The 19577-nt window shown below is 49.8% G+C and carries 17 protein-coding genes; 16 read left to right on the forward strand and 1 reads right to left on the reverse strand.

Features of this window, described 5'->3' with window-relative positions; genetic code table 11:
• Nucleotides 1–129: 129 nt before the first annotated feature.
• Nucleotides 130–285 (reverse strand): hypothetical protein, encoded by a 156-nt coding sequence (locus tag FS628_RS31465; protein ID WP_186327919.1) that lies wholly within the window; start codon nt 283–285, stop codon nt 130–132.
• Nucleotides 286–667: 382 nt separating this feature from the next.
• Here FS628_RS31465 and FS628_RS22195 point away from each other — a divergent pair, with 382 nt between their 5' ends.
• The 16 genes from FS628_RS22195 (at nt 668) to cntA (ending at nt 19569) form a co-directional block, all read left to right on the forward strand.
• A complete protein-coding gene (locus FS628_RS22195; protein ID WP_260871149.1) occupies nt 668–1315 on the forward strand; it encodes a GT-D fold domain-containing protein in 648 nt (215 codons plus the stop codon).
• Nucleotides 1316–1382: 67 nt separating this feature from the next.
• Complete coding sequence (locus FS628_RS22200; protein WP_260871141.1) at nt 1383–3095, forward strand: glycosyltransferase family 2 protein; 1713 nt, start codon at nt 1383–1385, stop codon at nt 3093–3095.
• A gap of 430 nt (nt 3096–3525) precedes the next feature.
• A complete protein-coding gene (locus tag FS628_RS22205) occupies nt 3526–4479 on the forward strand; it encodes an aminoglycoside phosphotransferase family protein (RefSeq protein ID WP_145325163.1) in 954 nt (317 codons plus the stop codon).
• Nucleotides 4480–4685: 206 nt separating this feature from the next.
• Entirely contained in the window at nt 4686–4964 is a 279-nt protein-coding gene (locus FS628_RS22210) for a glutaredoxin family protein (protein WP_145325164.1), read from the forward strand.
• Between the two features lie 322 nt (nt 4965–5286).
• Nucleotides 5287–6630: an LLM class flavin-dependent oxidoreductase gene (locus FS628_RS22215; RefSeq protein ID WP_145325165.1), complete on the forward strand. Its 1344-nt coding sequence runs from the start codon at nt 5287–5289 to the stop codon at nt 6628–6630.
• A 173-nt stretch (nt 6631–6803) separates the two neighbouring features.
• Nucleotides 6804–8447 (forward strand): ABC transporter substrate-binding protein, encoded by a 1644-nt coding sequence (locus tag FS628_RS22220; protein WP_145325166.1) that lies wholly within the window; start codon nt 6804–6806, stop codon nt 8445–8447.
• Between the two features lie 41 nt (nt 8448–8488).
• On the forward strand, nt 8489–9421 hold the full coding sequence (locus tag FS628_RS22225) for an ABC transporter permease (protein ID WP_145325167.1): 933 nt from the start codon (nt 8489–8491) through the stop codon (nt 9419–9421).
• Between the two features lie 60 nt (nt 9422–9481).
• Nucleotides 9482–10399 (forward strand): ABC transporter permease, encoded by a 918-nt coding sequence (locus FS628_RS22230; RefSeq protein WP_145325168.1) that lies wholly within the window; start codon nt 9482–9484, stop codon nt 10397–10399.
• 25 nt (nt 10400–10424) lie between these two features.
• A complete protein-coding gene (gene ssuE, locus FS628_RS22235; protein ID WP_145325169.1) occupies nt 10425–10973 on the forward strand; it encodes an NADPH-dependent FMN reductase in 549 nt (182 codons plus the stop codon).
• Nucleotides 10974–11042: 69 nt separating this feature from the next.
• Nucleotides 11043–11915 (forward strand): LysR family transcriptional regulator, encoded by an 873-nt coding sequence (locus FS628_RS22240; protein WP_145325170.1) that lies wholly within the window; start codon nt 11043–11045, stop codon nt 11913–11915.
• Nucleotides 11916–12044: 129 nt separating this feature from the next.
• Complete coding sequence (locus FS628_RS22245) at nt 12045–13103, forward strand: LLM class flavin-dependent oxidoreductase (protein ID WP_145325171.1); 1059 nt, start codon at nt 12045–12047, stop codon at nt 13101–13103.
• A 39-nt stretch (nt 13104–13142) separates the two neighbouring features.
• Nucleotides 13143–14369 (forward strand): amidohydrolase, encoded by a 1227-nt coding sequence (locus FS628_RS22250; RefSeq protein ID WP_260871142.1) that lies wholly within the window; start codon nt 13143–13145, stop codon nt 14367–14369.
• A gap of 298 nt (nt 14370–14667) precedes the next feature.
• Entirely contained in the window at nt 14668–15528 is an 861-nt protein-coding gene (locus FS628_RS22255) for a diaminopimelate epimerase (RefSeq protein ID WP_145325172.1), read from the forward strand.
• A 43-nt stretch (nt 15529–15571) separates the two neighbouring features.
• Nucleotides 15572–16366, forward strand: a complete 795-nt coding sequence (locus tag FS628_RS22260; RefSeq protein ID WP_145325173.1) for a class I SAM-dependent methyltransferase — start codon at nt 15572–15574, stop codon at nt 16364–16366.
• Between the two features lie 55 nt (nt 16367–16421).
• The gene (locus tag FS628_RS22265; RefSeq protein ID WP_145325174.1) at nt 16422–17723 is read left to right on the forward strand and encodes an opine metallophore biosynthesis dehydrogenase; all 1302 of its coding nucleotides are present in this window, start codon (nt 16422–16424) and stop codon (nt 17721–17723) included.
• A 217-nt stretch (nt 17724–17940) separates the two neighbouring features.
• The gene (gene cntA, locus FS628_RS22270) at nt 17941–19569 is read left to right on the forward strand and encodes a staphylopine-dependent metal ABC transporter substrate-binding lipoprotein (protein WP_186327920.1); all 1629 of its coding nucleotides are present in this window, start codon (nt 17941–17943) and stop codon (nt 19567–19569) included.
• Nucleotides 19570–19577: the final 8 nt, after the last annotated feature.

Here is a 19577-nt window from a genome sequence, read left to right on the forward strand (position 1 = left end):
CGCTGGAGTCAGAGGTGTTAAGTCGGGGAAACGCAGTAGCCAGACAAAAGCGGATACGTCTGCAGGCGCAGCGCACAAGGTCCGTGCAGGCAAAGCGGGCAACACAGGCAGTGCTGTGGGCAGAGCGAGCTATGTGCGTAGGGCAGGTAATACGGGCAAACCCAGACGTACCAGCAGGGCGAGCACCGCCGGCAAAGGCAAAGCCGGTCTGCGCCAGGCCACTGCTGGGCGCAGACATGCACCAGCGCGGGGCGGGCGTGCCGCTGCCCGCGCCAAGCAGCGCACGGCGATGCGCCGAGCGCCCATGCCAGCACCGCAAGCCAGCACGCCACAGGCGATGCCTGCCAGCGGTGCTGGCCCCGCCCCGCGCCAGGCGACACTCCCGAAGGGTGTCGCCCCTGCGGGGCGGGAAGGCGCTTCCGCCGCGCATGCGGGCAGCGCGAAGGGCCTGCCTGCTGCGCATGCGGAGCACGCAGCGCAGGCGCAGGCCGTGCCCGGCGGCTACGCCGAGGGCTACCGCGACGGCGTATTCGCCGGCGGGGAGGCGCTGGTGGCGCAGCACATCCCGCCGGATCACATTCTGCCTGCCGTGGCGGCGGCAGATCTGATCGCGGCGGGATTCCGCCAATATGCGCCCAGCCTGACCCGGCTGGCCAGCCCTCACGAGATGGCTGGCCACATCATGGCGGCGCTGGATGCGCAGCGCCCCTTGTCTGTCGTTCGCCTCGGAGATGGCGAACTGCTCACCCTGGCAGCCGATACGGTGCTGCCCGGCCATGAAGTGCAGGAGCTGGCACCGTTTCTGCCCTATGCAGGGGTGCCATGCTCAACGCCAGACATCCGCGCGATGCTCGCGGAAGCGATTCAGGCCGCCGACTGGGTTGGCGTGCCGATCTCGCGGGCGCCTACGTTTCAGGGACTGCTCTTCCCCGTATTGCGCCACTTCAGAATCGACTGGTCTGGACTGAAATTGACCAGCTCCACGATCAATTACAGTCTGCATCAGTCTGGTCTAGTGCTGCCCCTGCTGCAAGGGCGCCGGGTTCTGCTCATCGGCAGCCAGGCTGCAGAGCTTGCGGCACTGTTGCACAGCCGGGGGGTTCATGTCACGGGTATCATTGGTTCTGTAACGGGAGTCATGGATGTTCCGAGGGTGATGCAGCAAACCGCAGAACATGCTTTTGATATCGCGCTGGTGGCGGCAGGGATTCCGGCGGTCATCCTATGTAGGCGAATCGCAGGTGAACTCGGTAAGGTCGCTCTGGATTTTGGACATTTGGCAGACAAACTGGTAACCGGAGAGCTTCAACTCTAGTGGACCGTCCGGGGGCAAGTACAGTACAACACTGGCCTCACGGACGAGTGGAAATGGAGGAAGCAACATGAGTACATCCGATCAACAACGTGAGGAAGGTCGTCACAGGCATAGTAACAAAGATAATGCTCGAAACGTCAACCGTCGTAAGGGGAACAGTCCCCATAACAACACTTCAAACATCAGCAAGCGCAGTGAGAACAAACGAAATGGCAGCATGAGCAACGACAAAAAAGTGGGCCGCCGTGCCACACAGCAAGATGTCTCGCGACCTGCCATGGCAGTCCTGCATGAAGCAGGTAGTCGCTCAACACGCAAATCCAGACGCAAAGGTAGAAGCAACCGCACAGCCAAAGGCGCCAGACTCTACAAACAGGGTTATCGCAGAGGCTACGATGAAGGTGTCCGCCAAGGACAAAGTTCGTTTGGTCTTGTATTTGAAGGGGTCAGCATCATAATTCCCACGTACAATCAGCGGGAGTATGTGCTGCAATGTGTGTCCAGTATCGAAAAGCATACGCCTGCTCCCTACGAAATCATTGTCGTGGATAATGCCTCCAAGGATGGTACTGCCGAGGCCATGCTCCGCAAAGGCGGCATGGTGAGGGTGGCTGCCCTGGATCAGAATCGCGGGTTTGCCGGAGGTGTCAATCATGGACTGATGATGGCAAGAGGACGACATATCGTCGTACTGAACAACGATACGCTGGTTACCCCGGGCTGGCTGGATAATATGATGACTTGTCTTGCCAGTGATCCGAAGATTGGTGTGGTGGGTCCGGTGACCAACTATATTGGCGGGGATCAGCAGATTCAGGTTCCGTATCGTGAGGTAGAAGAGATGTGGCCTTTTGCCAGCACACATAATCGTCCGGATACCGGAAAACATCGATTGACTGATCGCCTGGTCGGATTCTGCTGGTTGTTCTCACGGGAGTTGCTGGAACGAGTAGGTTATCTGGACGAAGGTTACGCGGTGGGGAATTTTGAAGATGATGACTGGATCATCCGGGTGAAGCTGGCAGGATACCAGCTTGCGGTTGCCGGGGATGCCTTTATTCATCACTTCGGAAGTGTCAGCATGAAAGCACTGGGGGAGCAGGATTTTGCTGTAGTGAACAAGGATAACGAGCAGTTTTATAGCCAAAAGTGGGGAGATCCCCATACGCTGGTTGCTGAAACCTCCCGCTTGGCAAGACAACAAACCTCTCTTAACCCATCCGGTCAACAAGAGGATAGGGATACGAGCCCGACCGATCCGCGTCAGCGAATCTCAACACAAGGTAGCCAAGATCCAGAACTACAGTTCAGACGCAGCAGTGAATTCTACCCCGAAGGCTCGTTCCTGTCTGATGCCAAAGGCGATGTCTATACATTGACTAGTGGGCGGCGGCGTAAGCTGAACATCCCTGTACCGCGTGGAATATCACCAGTTCAGGTTGCGAAACCGGATCTGCTCGGTATTCCTGCTGGAGAAGCACTGATATCAGCAGGGGACGTGCAAGGATGGCCGATGGAGTCACATCAGGTGCATACGACAGCGATTCAGGGTTCTCCCAATGGCTGGGCAGAGGGAAGTATTGTTGCCGCAGCGGATGCACCCGAGATTCGATATCAGATCAGCGGAGGCAAGCGGAGAAGATTTGTATCGGTCTATGCCGCAGAACGTTGGGGTGTACATTCCGGGCATATTGTCAGCGTGTCTGCAGATCAACTGGATTCGATGGAAGAAGGATGGCCGATTATCGCCCCACCTCAGCTTTTGAACCCCGATCTGTAATGTCAGGCGATCTGTTTATGCGAATCAGCAGCATGATGCGGAATGAAAGATGCAGCGGTATCCTGTGGAATCGCTCTGAATTCATTCCGCATCCAAACATTACATATGAGTTGGTAGCTATATAAGTTGAACTAAAGATTATTTACACTGACACTACGATGACAGAATAACCTTCCAATCGCTGTTATCCCCAGATTTTTTCGATTCCCCTTTCTCAAGGGAAAATCCGGGGATAAAGGCGAACGCTTCGCTTTTTCAGGTTTTTTCTGTCCTCTCCGTTATCGTGTAAATGATTAGTTCAACTTAAATAGACCACTTAAAGTAAAGAGATTGAAAGATCATCGATTTCCTTTTACACTATGACCAACACAATGATCACCAAGCGTAACTTGGGGTCATTAGATAGGGACAGAGATAGGGAGGAAGCACGGTGAAAAATTCTGTAGTCAACCAAGCCGAACAGATTGCCAGTGATTTTTTGCTGGAAAAAGTAACATGCTCACATCATATCATCGGTAAAGGTTTTGTTAATCAGGTCTGCTTGGTGGAGACGGCAAGTCATAAAGTGGTTGTACGCATGAACGATCCAGATACATATTCCACCTTTGTAAAAGAAAAATGGTGCATCGAACAAGCGGCGAGTGTCGGTATTCCTGGGCCACAGACATTGTCCGTGGGGCTTACCGCTGAACATGCATATATGATTCAAACGTATATCGAAGGGGACAACGGATTAGATACGACCGTGCCTGCTTCCGTAATCTGGAGGAAACTTGGAGAGTACACAAAACAGTTTCAATCCATCCCAGTGACTGGTTTTGGAAGGGAAATGCACGATGAGGTACAAAACCAATTTTATTCTCCTCCTCATGCAGGATCCGATGGCAGTTGGCAAGGGTATGTGCAATACAATATCAATAGTCTCACGGAGCAAGATCCATTGATTGAGCTTGGTGTCATTACGATGAAGGAATCACAGGTCGCAAGGCAATGGTTCGAACAATTGAAAATGCAAAAGTTCCGTTTTGGCTTATGCCATGTCGATCTCTCCTTGAAGAATACAATCGTAAGTTCTACGGGTGAGATTACCCTTCTGGACTGGGGCAATGCGGAGGTCACCGTCGTGCCTTACGGCGATATCATTCAACTCATGCAATGCCAGCTACGGGGCGAGGGTCCTGACAAGGAAGAATTGAAAGCGTTTTTAGAAGGCTATGGGACAAGTACACAAGAGCAGGAGCGTGAACTGAATCAAGCGAGGTATATGTTGCTATTAAAAGCTTTTGACACCCTGAGGTGGGCCATAGATCGAAGTCCGGATCAGATCGAGTTCTACACGGTATTAGCGAAACAAGCTTTTGACCAGGTTTGGAGGCATCAATAGGATTAAAATAAGCCATCTTTCAAATTTAAAATTTAATCTTTCTATTTGGTTATAGGTTTATTCTATTAGCAGATCCATTGACGCAGGAAGGGCACAGGAGTACATTTAGAGCCATAATTCTTATTTAACAGATGGGAATTGAAGGTCTAGGGCGTTCATATTCAATGGCCCGATCTTGATCTTAAAACCAATCAGGAGGTATGTCGATGTCTTCATCTACCAAAAAAGTCGTGCTGTGGAGCAAAACAGGCTGTCATTTCTGCGGGGAAGTGAAAGCATTTCTGACAGAGCGAAACCAGCCTTTTGAGAACATTGAAGTGCAGGGTCATGACGTGCTGCGAGATGTGCTTGAAGCAAAATATGGCATTCGGCATGTACCCGTCATTGAAGTGGGAGGGGACGGCAAGTTTGAAGCCTTGCTGGAGCCTGATCTGGAGAAGCTAGCTGAACTTCTGGCACGAGCGGACGAAGCGGCCGCAGTCTAACGGGAGTCGATATATACCTTTGGAGCAAGCTGTTCCGGCTGCTGCATGATGCAAGATCGCATTTGTGCGGCAGCCGGAACATTCATAAGCTATAGCTCTCTTGGGATGTAAATGGTCATATTTACATCTTCAATGCTCATATAGAAAATATCTATTAGTCGCGCTGTTGACCCTTTAACGGGGCAGTGATAAGATTTGTGAAATTAAAACAAACCAAACTCATAGGAATAGTTAACTTTTAAGTTATTTCGCATACGTAATCAGTTCAGTTGGCCCTTGATCATTCTTTTGAAGATTCTAATCCAAGGAAGGCGGAGTGCATATGACAGCGAAACGCAGTTTGAAATTTGGAGCCATTATTCACGGGGTTGGAGGAAGCAACACCACATGGAGACACCCGGAGGTTCTGTCGGATGCCAGCGTTAACTTTGGATTCTACAAACGTCAAGCACTGAAAGCGGAGGAAGGCAAGTTCGATCTGGTCTTTATCGCAGACGGTCTGTATATTACCGAGAAATCCATTCCCCATTTCCTGAATCGCTTCGAACCAATCAGTATCCTCTCCGCTTTGGCTGCCGTTACTTCACGCATTGGACTGGTGGGTACCCTCTCGACATCCTATAGTGATCCTTTCACCGTAGCCAGACAGTTCGGTTCCCTCGATCAGATCAGTGATGGCCGTGCAGGCTGGAACGTCGTGACTTCACCGCTGGAAGGTACAGCGAAGAACTATAGCAAGAGCAGTCACCCTACGCATCCGGAACGTTATCGCATTGCCGCGGAATATTTACAGGTAACCAAAGGGTTGTGGGACTCTTGGGAAGATGATGCCTTTGTAAGAGACAAAGAGAGCGGTGTATTCTTCGACCCATCCAAACTGCACACGCTTAATCATGAAGGAGAGTTTTTCTCCGTACAAGGTCCGCTCAATATTGCCCGTTCACGGCAAGGACAGCCGGTGATTTTCCAGGCAGGTTCATCGGAAGATGGCAAAACGCTGGCGGCGCAAGAAGCGGATGCTGTCTTTACTGGACACGATACAATTGAAGATGCACAGGCATTCTATAAGGATGTCAAAACACGAGCGGCTTCCTATGGACGTTCTGCACAGGATATTGTTATTCTGCCAGGCATCAATCCTATTGTTGGACAGACCGAAGAGGAAGCGGAACAGAAATATCAGGAGATTGCGAGCCTGGTGACCATTGATAAAGCGCTGGATTACCTGGGACGTTTCTTCGAACATCATGATTTCTCCCAATATCCACTGGATGAACCGTTCCCGGAGCTGAATGGCATTGGAAGCAACAGTTTCCGCAGTGGAACTGACAAGATCAAGAAGGATGCCAAGGAGCAGGGATTGACCTTGCGTGAAGTGGCTTTGCGGGCAGCAACACCGCGCAGCAAATTCCTGGGCACACCGGAGCAGGTTGCTGACAAGATTCAGGAATGGTTCGAGACGGAAGCAGCGGATGGCTTCATTATTGCTTCGGAACTGCCGAGTGGATTGTCTGATTTCGTGGAACTCGTTGTTCCGATTCTGCAAGAACGCGGCCTGTATCGTACGGACTATGAACACGATACATTGCGAGGTAACCTTGGGGTGCAAATTCCAGTTAACCGTTATACGGCTGCCAAGGAACAAGTCGTATCTGACTTGGCATAACTGAGAGGGAGCGAACGAGCATCTGATGTTGTCTGGCTGTTTTCTCCAACCGGTAATGAAATCAATTACTACGTTTCGTACTACTTTAAAACCTACTTAACTCATAGGAAATATCAAGTATCGGGTATAAACATCAATTAAATGACACCTGTATACACAGAGGGGGAAGCGATATGAACAGGTCTATCTCATGGATGAAATATATGGCATTGGCAGCAGTATTGGTGATGGTATTGTCCGGTTGCGGAGCAGCGGGAGGCAGCACGAACAGTTCGGCACAGGCGTCAGGCGGGGATCAGGCCGGGCAAGCCGAAGGAGGCAACCTGACTTTTGCACTTGCAACTTCACCCGATACGCTGGACCCTCATCGCAGTGGGCTTGCCGTAACGGTGCGTGCTATCCGGACGATCTACGACAATCTGGTCGTGCAGCTGCCTGATGGTTCCATCAAACCTTGGCTTGCCACGGAATGGAGCGTATCTGAGGACGGCAAGAGTTATACGTTCAAGCTGCGTGAAGGTGTGAAGTTCCATGATGGTACACCGTTTAATGCGGAAGCCGTGAAATACAATCTGGACCGGGTGATCGACCCAGCCACCAAAGCTGCCAATTCTCTGGCCCTGATTAGACCCTATAGCTCCTCCGAAGTCATTGATGAATATACCATCAAGGTAAATCTGGAATCACCATCGCAAGCCTTTCTCGGCAACTTGAGCCAGGCGCTGCTGGGGATCGTATCCCCTACGGCTGCCCAAAAATATGGCGACCAGCTGGGTAAAAATCCGGTGGGAACAGGTCCGTATACCTTTGTGAAATGGGATGAAAATGCGGATATCGTCGTTGCCAAAAACAAGGATTACAATTGGGGACCTGAGACGGTTGAAAATAAAGCCGCGCCCCATGTGGATACGATCACATTCAAGATTGTACCGGAAGAAGCGACGCGCATCGGAAGTGTTCAAAGTAGTCAGGTACTCGCTGCCGAGACGGTTCCCCCGCAAAATATTGCTGCATTGAAAAACGATCCGAACCAGCAACTGTTGCAGGCCAACACAGTTGGGTTGCCATACACACTCTTTTTCAATCTGCGTAAAGCGCCTTGGGATGATGTGAAAGTAAGGCAGGCGGTACAATCCGCCGTAGATGTGGAATCGATTGTCAAAACATTGTATCTGGGCAACTACGAACGTGCGTGGTCCGCACTGTCTCCTGGAATCCTGGGTTATAATGCATCGCTGGAAGGAAGCATCAACCCGGACATTAACAAAGCCAATCAGCTGCTGGACGAACAAGGCTGGGTGAAAGGTGCTGATGGTATTCGTGCCAAAGACGGGCAGAAGCTGACCCTTCGGTATGTTGATGGTTCGCCCAATCGGGAGAAACGCAATGACATTGCTGCCATTATCCAGCAACAGTTGAAACAGGTTGGCATTGCCGTTGAAGTCGAGATTACAAAAGATATCGCAACAGTCATCTATCAGAACTGGGATTATGATCTCTATGGCAACAGTCAGGTCAATTCCGATCCGAATGCCTTGTATGCTTTTTACCATACGAGTGCAGAGGGCGAGCGTCCGACATTGTCCGGTTTGTCTGATCCGAAGATCGATGAACTGTTAGAGCAGGGAGCGGTCGAGACGGATCCTGATAAACGTGTGGAGATCTATAATCAGATCCAACAATATCTGATTGAGCAAGCGGTAATCTTGCCAATCTATGTATTTCCGTATACGGTCGCAGCATCCAAAAAGGTCGAAGGCATCAAGTTCGATTCGCTGGGGTATCCACTGTTTAACGATGTTCGCATTCAGCCTTAACATGAAGGGCCAATCCAGATTCAGGAAGGAGATATCCCGGTATGGTTCAAACGATACTGTCACGACTCGCAACATCGCTCCTGGTTATATTCGGAGCTTCGGTGCTGGTGTACTGCATCATGTATCTTCTGCCGGGTGATCCGGTTCTGCTCATGCTGGACCCGTCCTCGGCTACCCCGGAGATGATCGAGAATCTGCGGGTCCAGCTAGGACTGGATCAACCGTTTTACATCCAGTTTGCGAACTATTTCGGTGATATGCTGCGTGGCGATTTCGGCAAATCAATGATCAATTCGGATCCGGTTCTGCCCAAAATCCTGGAACATTTTCCGGCTACGCTGGCTTTGACCGCACTCAGCTCGATCATTGCCATTACGATTGGAATTACACTTGGTGTATTGTCTGCGATTCATCGCAATGGCGTGATTGATTTCGTCGCCAGGCTCGTTGGACTGTTCGGCATTTCCATGCCAACCTTCTGGACGGGGATACTGCTCATCCTGTTATTCTCCGTACAGCTTGGATGGTTCCCCGCGATGGGTTCCGACGGATTTAGCTCACTGGTTCTTCCGGCAGTCACGCTGGGTCTCGTGGGTGCAGGGTTTATCGTACGAATGGTGCGGAACAGCATGCTGGAAGTCATCAATGAACCGTTTATTGTGGCATTACGGGCCAAAGGACTTTCGGAACGTGCCATCATGTATGGTCATGCACTGCGTAATGCACTTATTCCTGCTGTAACGGTAATCGGCATGCTGATCGGTGATCTGCTGGCGGGAACCGTTGTGGTGGAGACCGTCTTCTCCAGACAGGGAATCGGCCGAATTATTGCGGATGCGCTAATGGCCAAGGATCTGCCAGTGGTGCAAGGTGTCGTCTTCTTTACATCCATTATCTATGTGGTCTTGAACCTGCTGGTGGATATCTCGTATTCGTACATTGATCCCCGGGTTCGGCGTGCAGTCCGCACATGATCATGGATGGAACATTCAGAAGTGTTCTGACCCGGAGTATGGAAGGAGGAGTTGTTGCTCATGAGCATGAAACCTTTGGTTGGTGACAAAAAAGCGTGGGCGGGCAGTGCAGGACGTATCCGTCTGTGGAATCGCCGTCCTTGGCGCTATCGCATCTCATTCGCGGTATCCCGATTATTCTTTTATGCAGCATTGCTGGTGGTGGTGTTTACCGTGGCATGTGCGATTGTACCGGGCTGGATTGCACCCTATGATCCAACTCAGATGATGACGGATGCCATACTGCAGGCTCCCTCTGCCGCGCACCTGTTCGGGACGGACTATTTTGGCAGGGATATCTTCAGTGTGGTTGTACATGGAAGCAGGGATTCGCTGCTCATTGGATTTGCTTCGGTTCTGGTGGGCGGTATTGTCGGTAGTGCTCTTGGTATTATCTCCGGTTATGCCGGAGGAGTTGTCGATACCATCACCATGCGGGCTGTTGATATTCTGATGGCTGTACCCGGTGTGCTCCTGGCATTGTCTGTTGCAGCTGCTCTCGGGCCAGGACTGATGAATATTGCACTGGCTGTTGCTGTTTCCTCCATTCCGGGGTACGCAAGGGTGATGCGTGGGCAGGTCATATCGGTCAAAGGTCTGCCTTTCATTACAGCGACACGTTCACTGGGCGGTTCCAATACGCGTATTTTCTGGAAACATGTACTGCCGCATTCGTTGTCACCACTGCTGGTCATGGCTACGCTTGGCGTAGGGACATCGATCCTGACGGGCTCCGGACTCAGCTTTCTGGGACTTGGGGTGTTGAAGGAAATTCCGGATTGGGGCGCATTGCTCTCACAAGGTAGAGGTTATCTGACGGTTGCCTGGTGGATCTGTACGTTCCCGGGGCTGGCGATCACTTTGTTTGTACTGGCGGTTAATCTGATTGGAGACGATATTCGTGATCGGTTGGACCCGAAAGTAAAAGGAGCGGCTTGACCGCTATTCCAAGGAGGAGATATTCATGTCACATGTTGTCATTATTGCCGGATCACCTTCCAAGCACTCACGTTTGACAGGTCTGACGGATTACAGCAGCCAAAAATTAACGGAGGCAGGCATTACCGTTGAAGTCATTCATGTTGTGGATCTGCCTGCTGAGGATCTGGTGCAAGCCCGGTTCGACAGCTCATTCATTCGTGATGCACTTGCTGTCGTTGAAGCCGCGGATGCAGTTATTGTGGCTACGCCGGTATATAAGGCATCGTACTCGGGAGTGCTCAAGCTGTTCCTGGATCTGATTCCGCAAGAAGGGTTACGGGGTAAGTTGATACTCCCACTCGTCATCGGTGGCTCCATTGCTCATCTGCTCGCCATTGATTATGCATTGAAGCCTGTACTGGCAGCCCTTGGTGGAAGACATATTCTGGGTGGCGTGTATGCTGTGGATCAGGGAATCGAACGACTGGATGATGGGAAATTTGTGCTCTCTGCGGATATTACTACACGTCTGGATCGCTCACTGGATGAATTGTTATTGACACTGGAAAAGGATGGGATTACGATATCGTAAAACCAAGTAAATATATTGGATAAATCAATATAAGATCAAACGTCTGCGGACGTGGATACGGAGGCGCTCATGAATATCGAGAATATTGAAGCATTTGTATATATCAATCATTATGGAAGCTTCAATAAGGCTGCCGAAGTACTCTTCTTGTCCCAACCTTCGGTCACAGCTCGCATTCAGTCACTGGAAAGGGAGCTGGGCTGCAAGTTGTTTGATCGGCTTGGCAAGCAAATCGTGCTGACAGAAGAAGGTCGGAAATTCCTGCCGTATGCGCAGCAAGTGCTGCAAGTGATTCAGAAGGGCAAGCAGAAGATTCAGCAGCGCCGGACAACACCGGATGCTCTTCGGCTCGGTAGTACAGTATCGGTATCCAATTATGTTATTCCCGATTTTCTACCCAAGATCAAGGAAGCTTACCCCGAAATTAACATCAAACTGACGACAGCAACGACGGATCAGCTGATTGCCAAATTGCTTGGTCAGGAGATCGATCTTGCTTTTGTGCGCAAGGTCATGCATCCTGCGATCCGTACGGTTGCTTTTTATGAAGATCCGATCCAGCTCTATGTGTACAAAGGGCATCCATTCATTGAGAGCGGGCATGTCAGCATGGAAGCTATCCGGAATGAGCAACTGGTCTTTTTCGAATGTGGTTCACTGGACTGGCTTCGCATTCACCGGGCTTTCGACTCGCTGGAACATCCGCCGAATATTACATATCATGTCGATAATTCGGAGACGGCGAAGAAACTGGTTATGCAAGGGGCAGGCATTGCCTTTCTCCCGGGACTCACGGTGAAGAAGGAAGTGCAGAATCAGGAGTTGTTCCCCATTCAGGTACATGAGGTGGCTGGTGTATCGTTGCAGATCAGCGTCGTCACGTTAAAAGAAGAATATTCGCCATTGGCAGAGCCCTTCGGGGAACTGCTGCGGAAGTTATAGAGCGTCTAACGTTGAATCTGACTTTTACACCAAAACGGAGAGTGCAGAACCAATCTGAAGAAGCATCTCCAGTTCAACTTAATAGTGATTCAAGAATAGTGGTTCAGCACAATCAAGGAGGAGAAGGATATGAGTATTCGTGTTGGCATTTTGGATCAGACCCCGATCTATGAAGGGGAAACGGCAGTGGATGCTTTTCGACATACGATTGAGCTGGCACAGCGGGCAGAGCAGCTGGGATTCCATCGGTTCTGGGTATCGGAGCACCATGATTCAGGGCATGTTGCAGGTTCCTCCCCGGAGGTACTCATCTCTCACTTGCTTGCGCATACGAAGCGGATTCGTCTGGGGTCTGGCGGAGTAATGCTTCAGCATTACAGTCCATACAAAGTCGCCGAGAATTTCAATATACTCGCAGCGCTCGGACCAGGAAGAGTTGACCTGGGAATCGGTCGTGCACCAGGCGGGTTACCACGTTCTACACAGGCGTTGCAGGAAGGTATTCAGGAAGCCGCATCTCTTCAAGAGAAAATTGTTCAGGTGAAACGATACATCCACAATGAGCCGCTTGAAGATCAATCGCATCCACTTGCAGGTCTCAGCGCTTCGCCTGTGTCCGACATTCCAGCGGAACTGTACGTACTTGGAGCAAGTGTCGATAGTGCGGGCATGGCTGCGGAACTGGGACTCCCATATGTCTTTTCGCTGTTCATTAACAGTAATATAGAGGTAGCGCTTGAAGCGATCCGTGTATATCGTGAACAATTCGATCATTCCCAGGGACGAGAGCCTTATGCTGCACTAGCCATATCGGTAATTGTGGCCGAAAGTGAGGAAGAAGCGGAAGGACTTGCGAGCGAGCATATGCTGGTGAAGATCCATCTGAAGAGTGGGAAGGTGCTGACCGTCGGTTCTGTGGAACAGGCGGAAGAATTCGGACGTCAATCGAACGAAACCTATCGGATCGAGATTTTGGAGCCAAGTGTGACCCGGGGGACGAAGGAAAGTGTAGGTCAGGCGCTGCTGAAGTTCCAGCAGGATTTTGCTGTGGAAGAGTTCATTGTGACTACAGCTACACGGGACTTTACCAAGCGAATTCGTTCATTCGAATTGTTGCGTGAGATTCTGGCAGAGCAGGGACTAGGCGAATTTGCACTGGAATCCAAGGAAGAAGCAGCAATCGGATAGAAGTGACACAGCTAATATATACGAATGGGAGGCCATGTGATGAAAAGTGATCTGGAACAGCCCAAGCAGCATTCTGAGCAACAAGTACAGGGCCCCGAGCATGAACTTCACGGTGAACGGGCGGAAGAATTCGCGGAACGTTTAATCACTATTCGGCGACACCTGCATCGTAACCCGGAATTGTCCGGCGAGGAAAGGGAGACGACGGCAGCCATCCGCAGTTGGCTGGAAGAGGAAGGCGTTCGTATTGCAGACGAATATGCGCTGCGGACAGGGATTGTCGCTGAAGTGGGTCAAGGGGACGGCCCTGTTGTTGCCCTAAGAGCCGATATTGATGCGCTACCCATTCAGGAAGAGACGAAGCTGGAATTTGCCTCCCAGGTGGCTGGGAAAATGCATGCCTGTGGACATGATGCACACACCGCTATTCTGATTGGTGCTGCACGATTGTTGAAACAGCGCGAGTCCAGTCTACCGGGAAAAGTACGGTTGATATTCCAGCCGTCGGAGGAAAAAGCAACGGGTGCACGCCAAGTGATCCAGAGTGGTGCATTGTCCGATGTTCGGGCGGTATTCGGGTTGCATAACAAGCCTGATCTCCAGGTAGGGACGGTGGGCATTCGGGAAGGCGCATTAATGGCAGCAGCAGACGGTTTTGTTGTCAAAGTGGAAGGTGTAGGCACCCATGCAGCCGTGCCTGAAGCCGGCATTGATCCAATCGTGGTTGCTGCACATATCGTTACGGCTCTACAGGCGATTGTGAGCCGTAATGTAGGAGCACAGGAGAGTGCCGTAATCAGCGTCACCAAGCTCCACAGCGGTACAGCCTGGAACGTCATTCCCGATGAAGCGATACTCGATGGCACAGTACGTACCTTTGATGAGAAAGTGCGTGCACGGATTCGCGAGCGTTTCAATCAGGTAGTCGCCGGTGTGGCGGCAGCCTATGGCACACGGGCTACAGTTCGCTGGATTCAGGGACCACCTGCCGTGGTCAACGATGAGTCTCTCGCTTCTGCGGCGGAGCAAGTTGCAAGTGAGATTGGATTGAATAGTGTTAGACCGCTACCTTCTCCAGCAGGTGAGGACTTCTCTTTTTATCAAAAAGAAGTTCCCGGCCTGTTCCTCTTCCTGGGCACCTCTGGCCCGCATGAGTGGCATCACCCTGGCTTTGATGTGGATGAACGGGCTCTGCCGCTGGGAGCACATCTTCTGGCAGCACTGGCTGAACGGGCACTGCACAATGTGCAAGCACATCATGAGTGAGGGAAGAAGTTAAACCCTGGATCATATCCAGATGATCGAAACGGTTCTGTTCTGCGGCACCGTTTTTCGTATTTGTTGAATTTTATCAGACGGTGTAATTATGGCTAGGGCTGGCGCATAAGCGACAGCTCTGTTTGGGTTTTCTTATAGGAAGGGCAGCTAAAGGTATTATGAAATTTTATTTTTTTAAATGGAAATATTTGTTGACGCTCCCCAAAAGGATGTGCTATATTTTTCTCGACCTTTTAATCGTAATAATTACTATTAGATAAAAAGAAGAACAGGAGTAGTCGCTGCGATGAAACAGGAGATCGATTTTATCAAGTTCAGTCCCACTCAAAACATGACGATTCTGGTTAAAACGGATCATGCAGCCGAGCAATACAGTCATATTGCAACTCGTCTAATGTCGTATGATAACGTTTACGCTGAACAAGTGGGATTCATCGAACCAACGAGGAGACCGGAAGCTGTGGCCCGTCTGGAAATGGCCGGAGGCGAGTTCTGTGGCAACGCCTGTATGGCACTTGCAGCACACCACGCATCTGAAGCAGGACTGGCACATCAGGAATCGATGGACATCATGTTGGAGGTTTCCGGGACCGATCAATTGATCATGTGCCATGTGAAGAAACAGCAGAACGAATACGACTGCCAGGTAACCATGCCGATTCCGAAGCAGATCGAACAACGAACAATCCGATATGAAGGCATCGAGCTCGATATGGTGATCATCCGGTACGCTGAGTTCATCCATATCGTGATCGAAGTCGATGACTTCGACGATACGATGAAGAAGAGGGCACAGACCCTTGCAAGATTACTGGGACTAACCCTGGGAGATAAGCTGATTGGTATCTTGTTATATCAATCGAAATCGGAAGAAATGGCCCCACTCATCTATGTTCCGGAGCTGGATAGTCTGATCTGGGAGAGAGGGTGTGGTTCGGGTACAGCCTCCGTGGGAGCCTATCTCGCATGGAGCCGACAGAGAGGAATTACTCAGTACATCAAGCAGCCTGGTGGTGCAATCAAAGTGGTGGCCGAGTGGGAAGGCGCAGAACTTGGGAGCATTACGATTGAGGGATCTGTTGGCATCGTGGCTCAGGGCAAAGCCTTCATAGATGCTCCAGCAGAATGGAGCGTTGTAAACGCATGAGGGACATGATACATGATCGAGACAACGTATTGGGGGAAAAGAAATGATCACATTGGTCCATTTTCAGACATGTTTGAGTGAGTTTGCAGAGAAATTCGATAAGCTCGCAAGCAGGTATAATCACACAATTCAGCATAGTTCAGAGCTGGAAGCTGTAATCAATGACTACTCCCGCTTTGTGACGGATCCGGAGAATAAGGCAGCCTGGGAACAGTTAGAGCAGTCGGAGCTGGAAGAATTAGATTCACTTGTATGGGAATTGAGAAAAAAATCAGCCCTGTGTGTGGCGATCATGGAGAAATATCGTGCATTGAAGTTAGAGAACGGGGATGTGCAGATTGCCGATTATTTCAAAAATATAGAAGAGTGTATCGATAAAGAATTCGGCAGTTTCCATGTTACCTCTGAATCCAACGTATTGCTGGTAGGCTCCGGTTCATTCCCCATGACACCATTACTCATTGCCAAGCGAACAGGTGCACAGGTTGTCGGGATCGATATTGATGAAGAGTCCATTACACTCGGGCGAAAAGTGGTGGAGACACTGGGCACGGGTTTGAAGATTCGTTTGGAGTCAACATTGCTGGAGGATCTGGATTATACCAGGGAAGCAACCCATATCATTTTCAGCTCTACGGTGGCCCCTAAATATGAGCTGCTTGATCAACTGCATGCCCTGACGAATGCGCAGGTGGTTGTAGCCATGAGATACGGTGATCAGTTGAAGTCCTTGTTCAATTATCCCATGAGAGAGACGGACAGCAGCAAGTGGAAGCTGGTGGATACGATCCTGCGCCCGGATGATGTGTTCGATATTGCGTTGTATCAAAAAGCATAGCCATCCAAGTCAATCCCGATGGAGTCCAAGTTGAACATTAATTAAGGAGGCTTATATGAGTAATCTTCAGCGAATTCTGATACTCGGAACCGGACCTGCATCCATTCAGCTTGCGGTAACGCTCAAAGATGATCTCAACTGCTGTATAGGCATTGCGGGGAGACAATCGGTTCGTTCAGCATCGATATTTGCAGCCCTTGAAGAGAGCAATCAACGTATTCAGGTCAGCATTCAAAATGAGAAGCATCAATCGCTCGCAGGTGAGTGTTACGTTGATCATGTGTTCAAGGGATATGACACCATTGAGGGGGAATGGGACACACTCATTTTGGCTGTAACAACGGATGCTTATATCGATGTATTGGAACAAATGAAAAATGAATTCATCAAACAACTGAAATCTATCATTTTGGTTTCTCCAACGTTCGGGTCGAATCGACTCGTGACCCATTACATGAGAGAGCGGAATGCAGCGCCGGAAGTGATCAGTTTCTCTACCTATCTTGGAGATACCCGTTGGATGCACGAACATCCGTCGAATCATGTGATTACTACAGGGGTTAAGAAAAAGGTCTATATCGGTTCCACTCGTTACCCGTCTGAACAGGTTAGTAGGCTATGCCAAGGCTATGAGCGTTTGGGTGTTGCGCTGGAAGTGATGCGATCCCCACTGGAGGCGGAAACGAGAAATATCTCGTTGTACGTGCATCCACCCTTGTTCATGAATGACTTCTCATTAGAAGCCATCTTTGGAGCTTCGGATATTCAGAAGTACGTATACAAGATGTATCCTGAAGGTCCGATTACACAAGTTTTGATACGGGAAATGCGGGCACAGTGGCAGGAGATTATGAATATTACGGACCGACTTGATATTCAGGGAGTCAACCTGCTTCAGTTCATGACGGATGACAACTATCCGGTTCGATTAGAGAGTATATCACGCCAGGATATCGAGAATTTCAATCAGCTGCAGGTCATTCATCAAGAGTATTTATTATACATACGGTACACCTCATTATTGATTGATCCATTCTCGGAACCTGACTCGGAAGGGAAATATTTCGACTTTTCAGCAGTCCCATTCCGTAAAACGTTCATGAACCGCGAAGGGGAGCTGGATATTCCCCGTATGCCCAAGGAAGATTACTACCGCATCAAAATCATTCAGGGCATTGCCAGACATCTCGATGTGAGCTGTCCAACCATTGATCAATTTATCGCCAGGTATGAGGCGAAAATTCAGGAAGTGGCTGACGCACACCCGAATCAGCGCTTGTCCGACGCCTTTGTGATCCAATCCTTTGACGAGGATATCCGCATGATCTGCACTGGACTTCCAAGCAGTCGGGTCTAGTTACATTTAAATAATGCAAATTAAATTTTGTTTTACACAGTAACGGAGGGGGCAGAAAGAACCTGAAGAAGCGAAGCGTTCGCATTTATCACCGGATTTTCTCTTTGGAAAAGAGATCAAAAAAATCTGGGGATAACAGCGATCGGAAGGTTGTTCTGACCACGTAGTGGTCTTGTGTAAAGTTTGAATTTTAATTTGCTCATCAGGAGGAAATGTTGTGAAAAAGGGTTTTACTTTTACATCCATACTATTGCTGGTGTCTGCCATTGCGCTGCTCGCCGGATGCGGACAGAGCCCAAAAGAGACAGAGAGCGCCCAAACGGAGCCTGCCAATAGCCAAGCACAAACGGAACTTATCTATGCTTCTGCCAAAGATATTAATGATATGAACCCCCATCTGTATACTGGCTCCATGCCTGCACAAGGGATGGTATACGAGTCTCTGGTGGAAAACACGCCTGACGGGATCAAGCCATTGCTGGCTGAATCATGGGATATCTCCGAGGATGGCAAGACGTATACTTTTCATCTGCGACAAGATGTGAAATTCCATGATGGAGAGCCGTTCAACGCAGAGGCGGTTAAACAAAATATCGATGCAGTACAGGCGAATGCCGAAAAACATGCTTGGATCAAGCTGTCTACCAAAATCACGAGTGTAAAGGTAATCGATGAGCATACGGTGGAGCTGACGCTGTCGGAAGCCTATTATCCGGCACTGGTGGAATTGTCCATGACAAGACCTTACGTCTTCATATCACCCAAGGATTTCAAGGATGGCGGAACCAAAGACGGAGTAAGTGGTTTCCACGGCACAGGACCTTACAAGCTTACTGCTCATAAAGTCGAAGAGAATGCCACGTTTGAAGCCAATGAAGACTATTGGGGTGGTGCACCTGCAATCAAGAAGATCACATCCAAGGTTCTTCCGGCTGGAGAAACAACATTCCTGGCATTGCAAAAAGGAGAAATCAATTTCGTGTTCACCGATGACCGGGGAGCAGATAGTATCGATGTCGAAGCCATGGACCAATTGGCTGAATCCGGTGGTTATCAAGTGGTTCGAAGTGAAGCGATGAATACAAATATGATCGTAGCCAATAGCAGTCGCCAGAATAGTCCGGTTCAGGAAACGGCAGTGCGGGAAGCGCTATGGATGGGCATTGATCGGGAAACGATCAGTAAAGATATTTTCAACGGAACGCAGACCGTAGCGGACACGCTATTTTCAGCCAATGTCAATTACGCCAAGGTAGACCTTAAGAAACGGGAGTATGATCCGGAATTGGCTAAAAATCTTCTGGACCAAGCTGGCTGGACATTGGCAGATGGTGAAGTGGTGAGAACGAAGAACGGTCAGCCTTTAGCCATGAAATTATACTATGACAGCAACTCGTCTTCACAGAAAATACAGGCCGAAATGATTCAGTATTCCATGAAAGAATTGGGGATTCAGCTTGAAATCTTGGGCGAAGAGTCCACTTCCATTGCGAATCGGAGAGCTACCGGGGAATATGATCTGCTCTTTAATCAAACCTGGGGACTGGCCTATGATCCACAGAGTACCATTGCGGCATTTACGTCCGATTCGGCATACAAGCATACGACAAGCGGAATTGCCGAAGCAGATGAACTGTATAAGAAAATCGATGCGGTCATGGTTTCCACGGATGAGGCTTCACGCGAATCCCTGTATGCCGACATTATGAAGATCGTCCATGATGAAGCGTTGTTCATTCCGATTACCAACGGGCGGGTCACCGTAGTCGCTCCTGAGAATCTCGATGGAATCTCATTCAAACAGACCCAATATGAACTGCCATTTGAACAAATGAATTTTAAATAGAGCGGAGA

This window comes from Paenibacillus xylanexedens, assembly GCF_007676705.1.
Classification (GTDB): domain Bacteria; phylum Bacillota; class Bacilli; order Paenibacillales; family Paenibacillaceae; genus Paenibacillus; species Paenibacillus xylanexedens_C.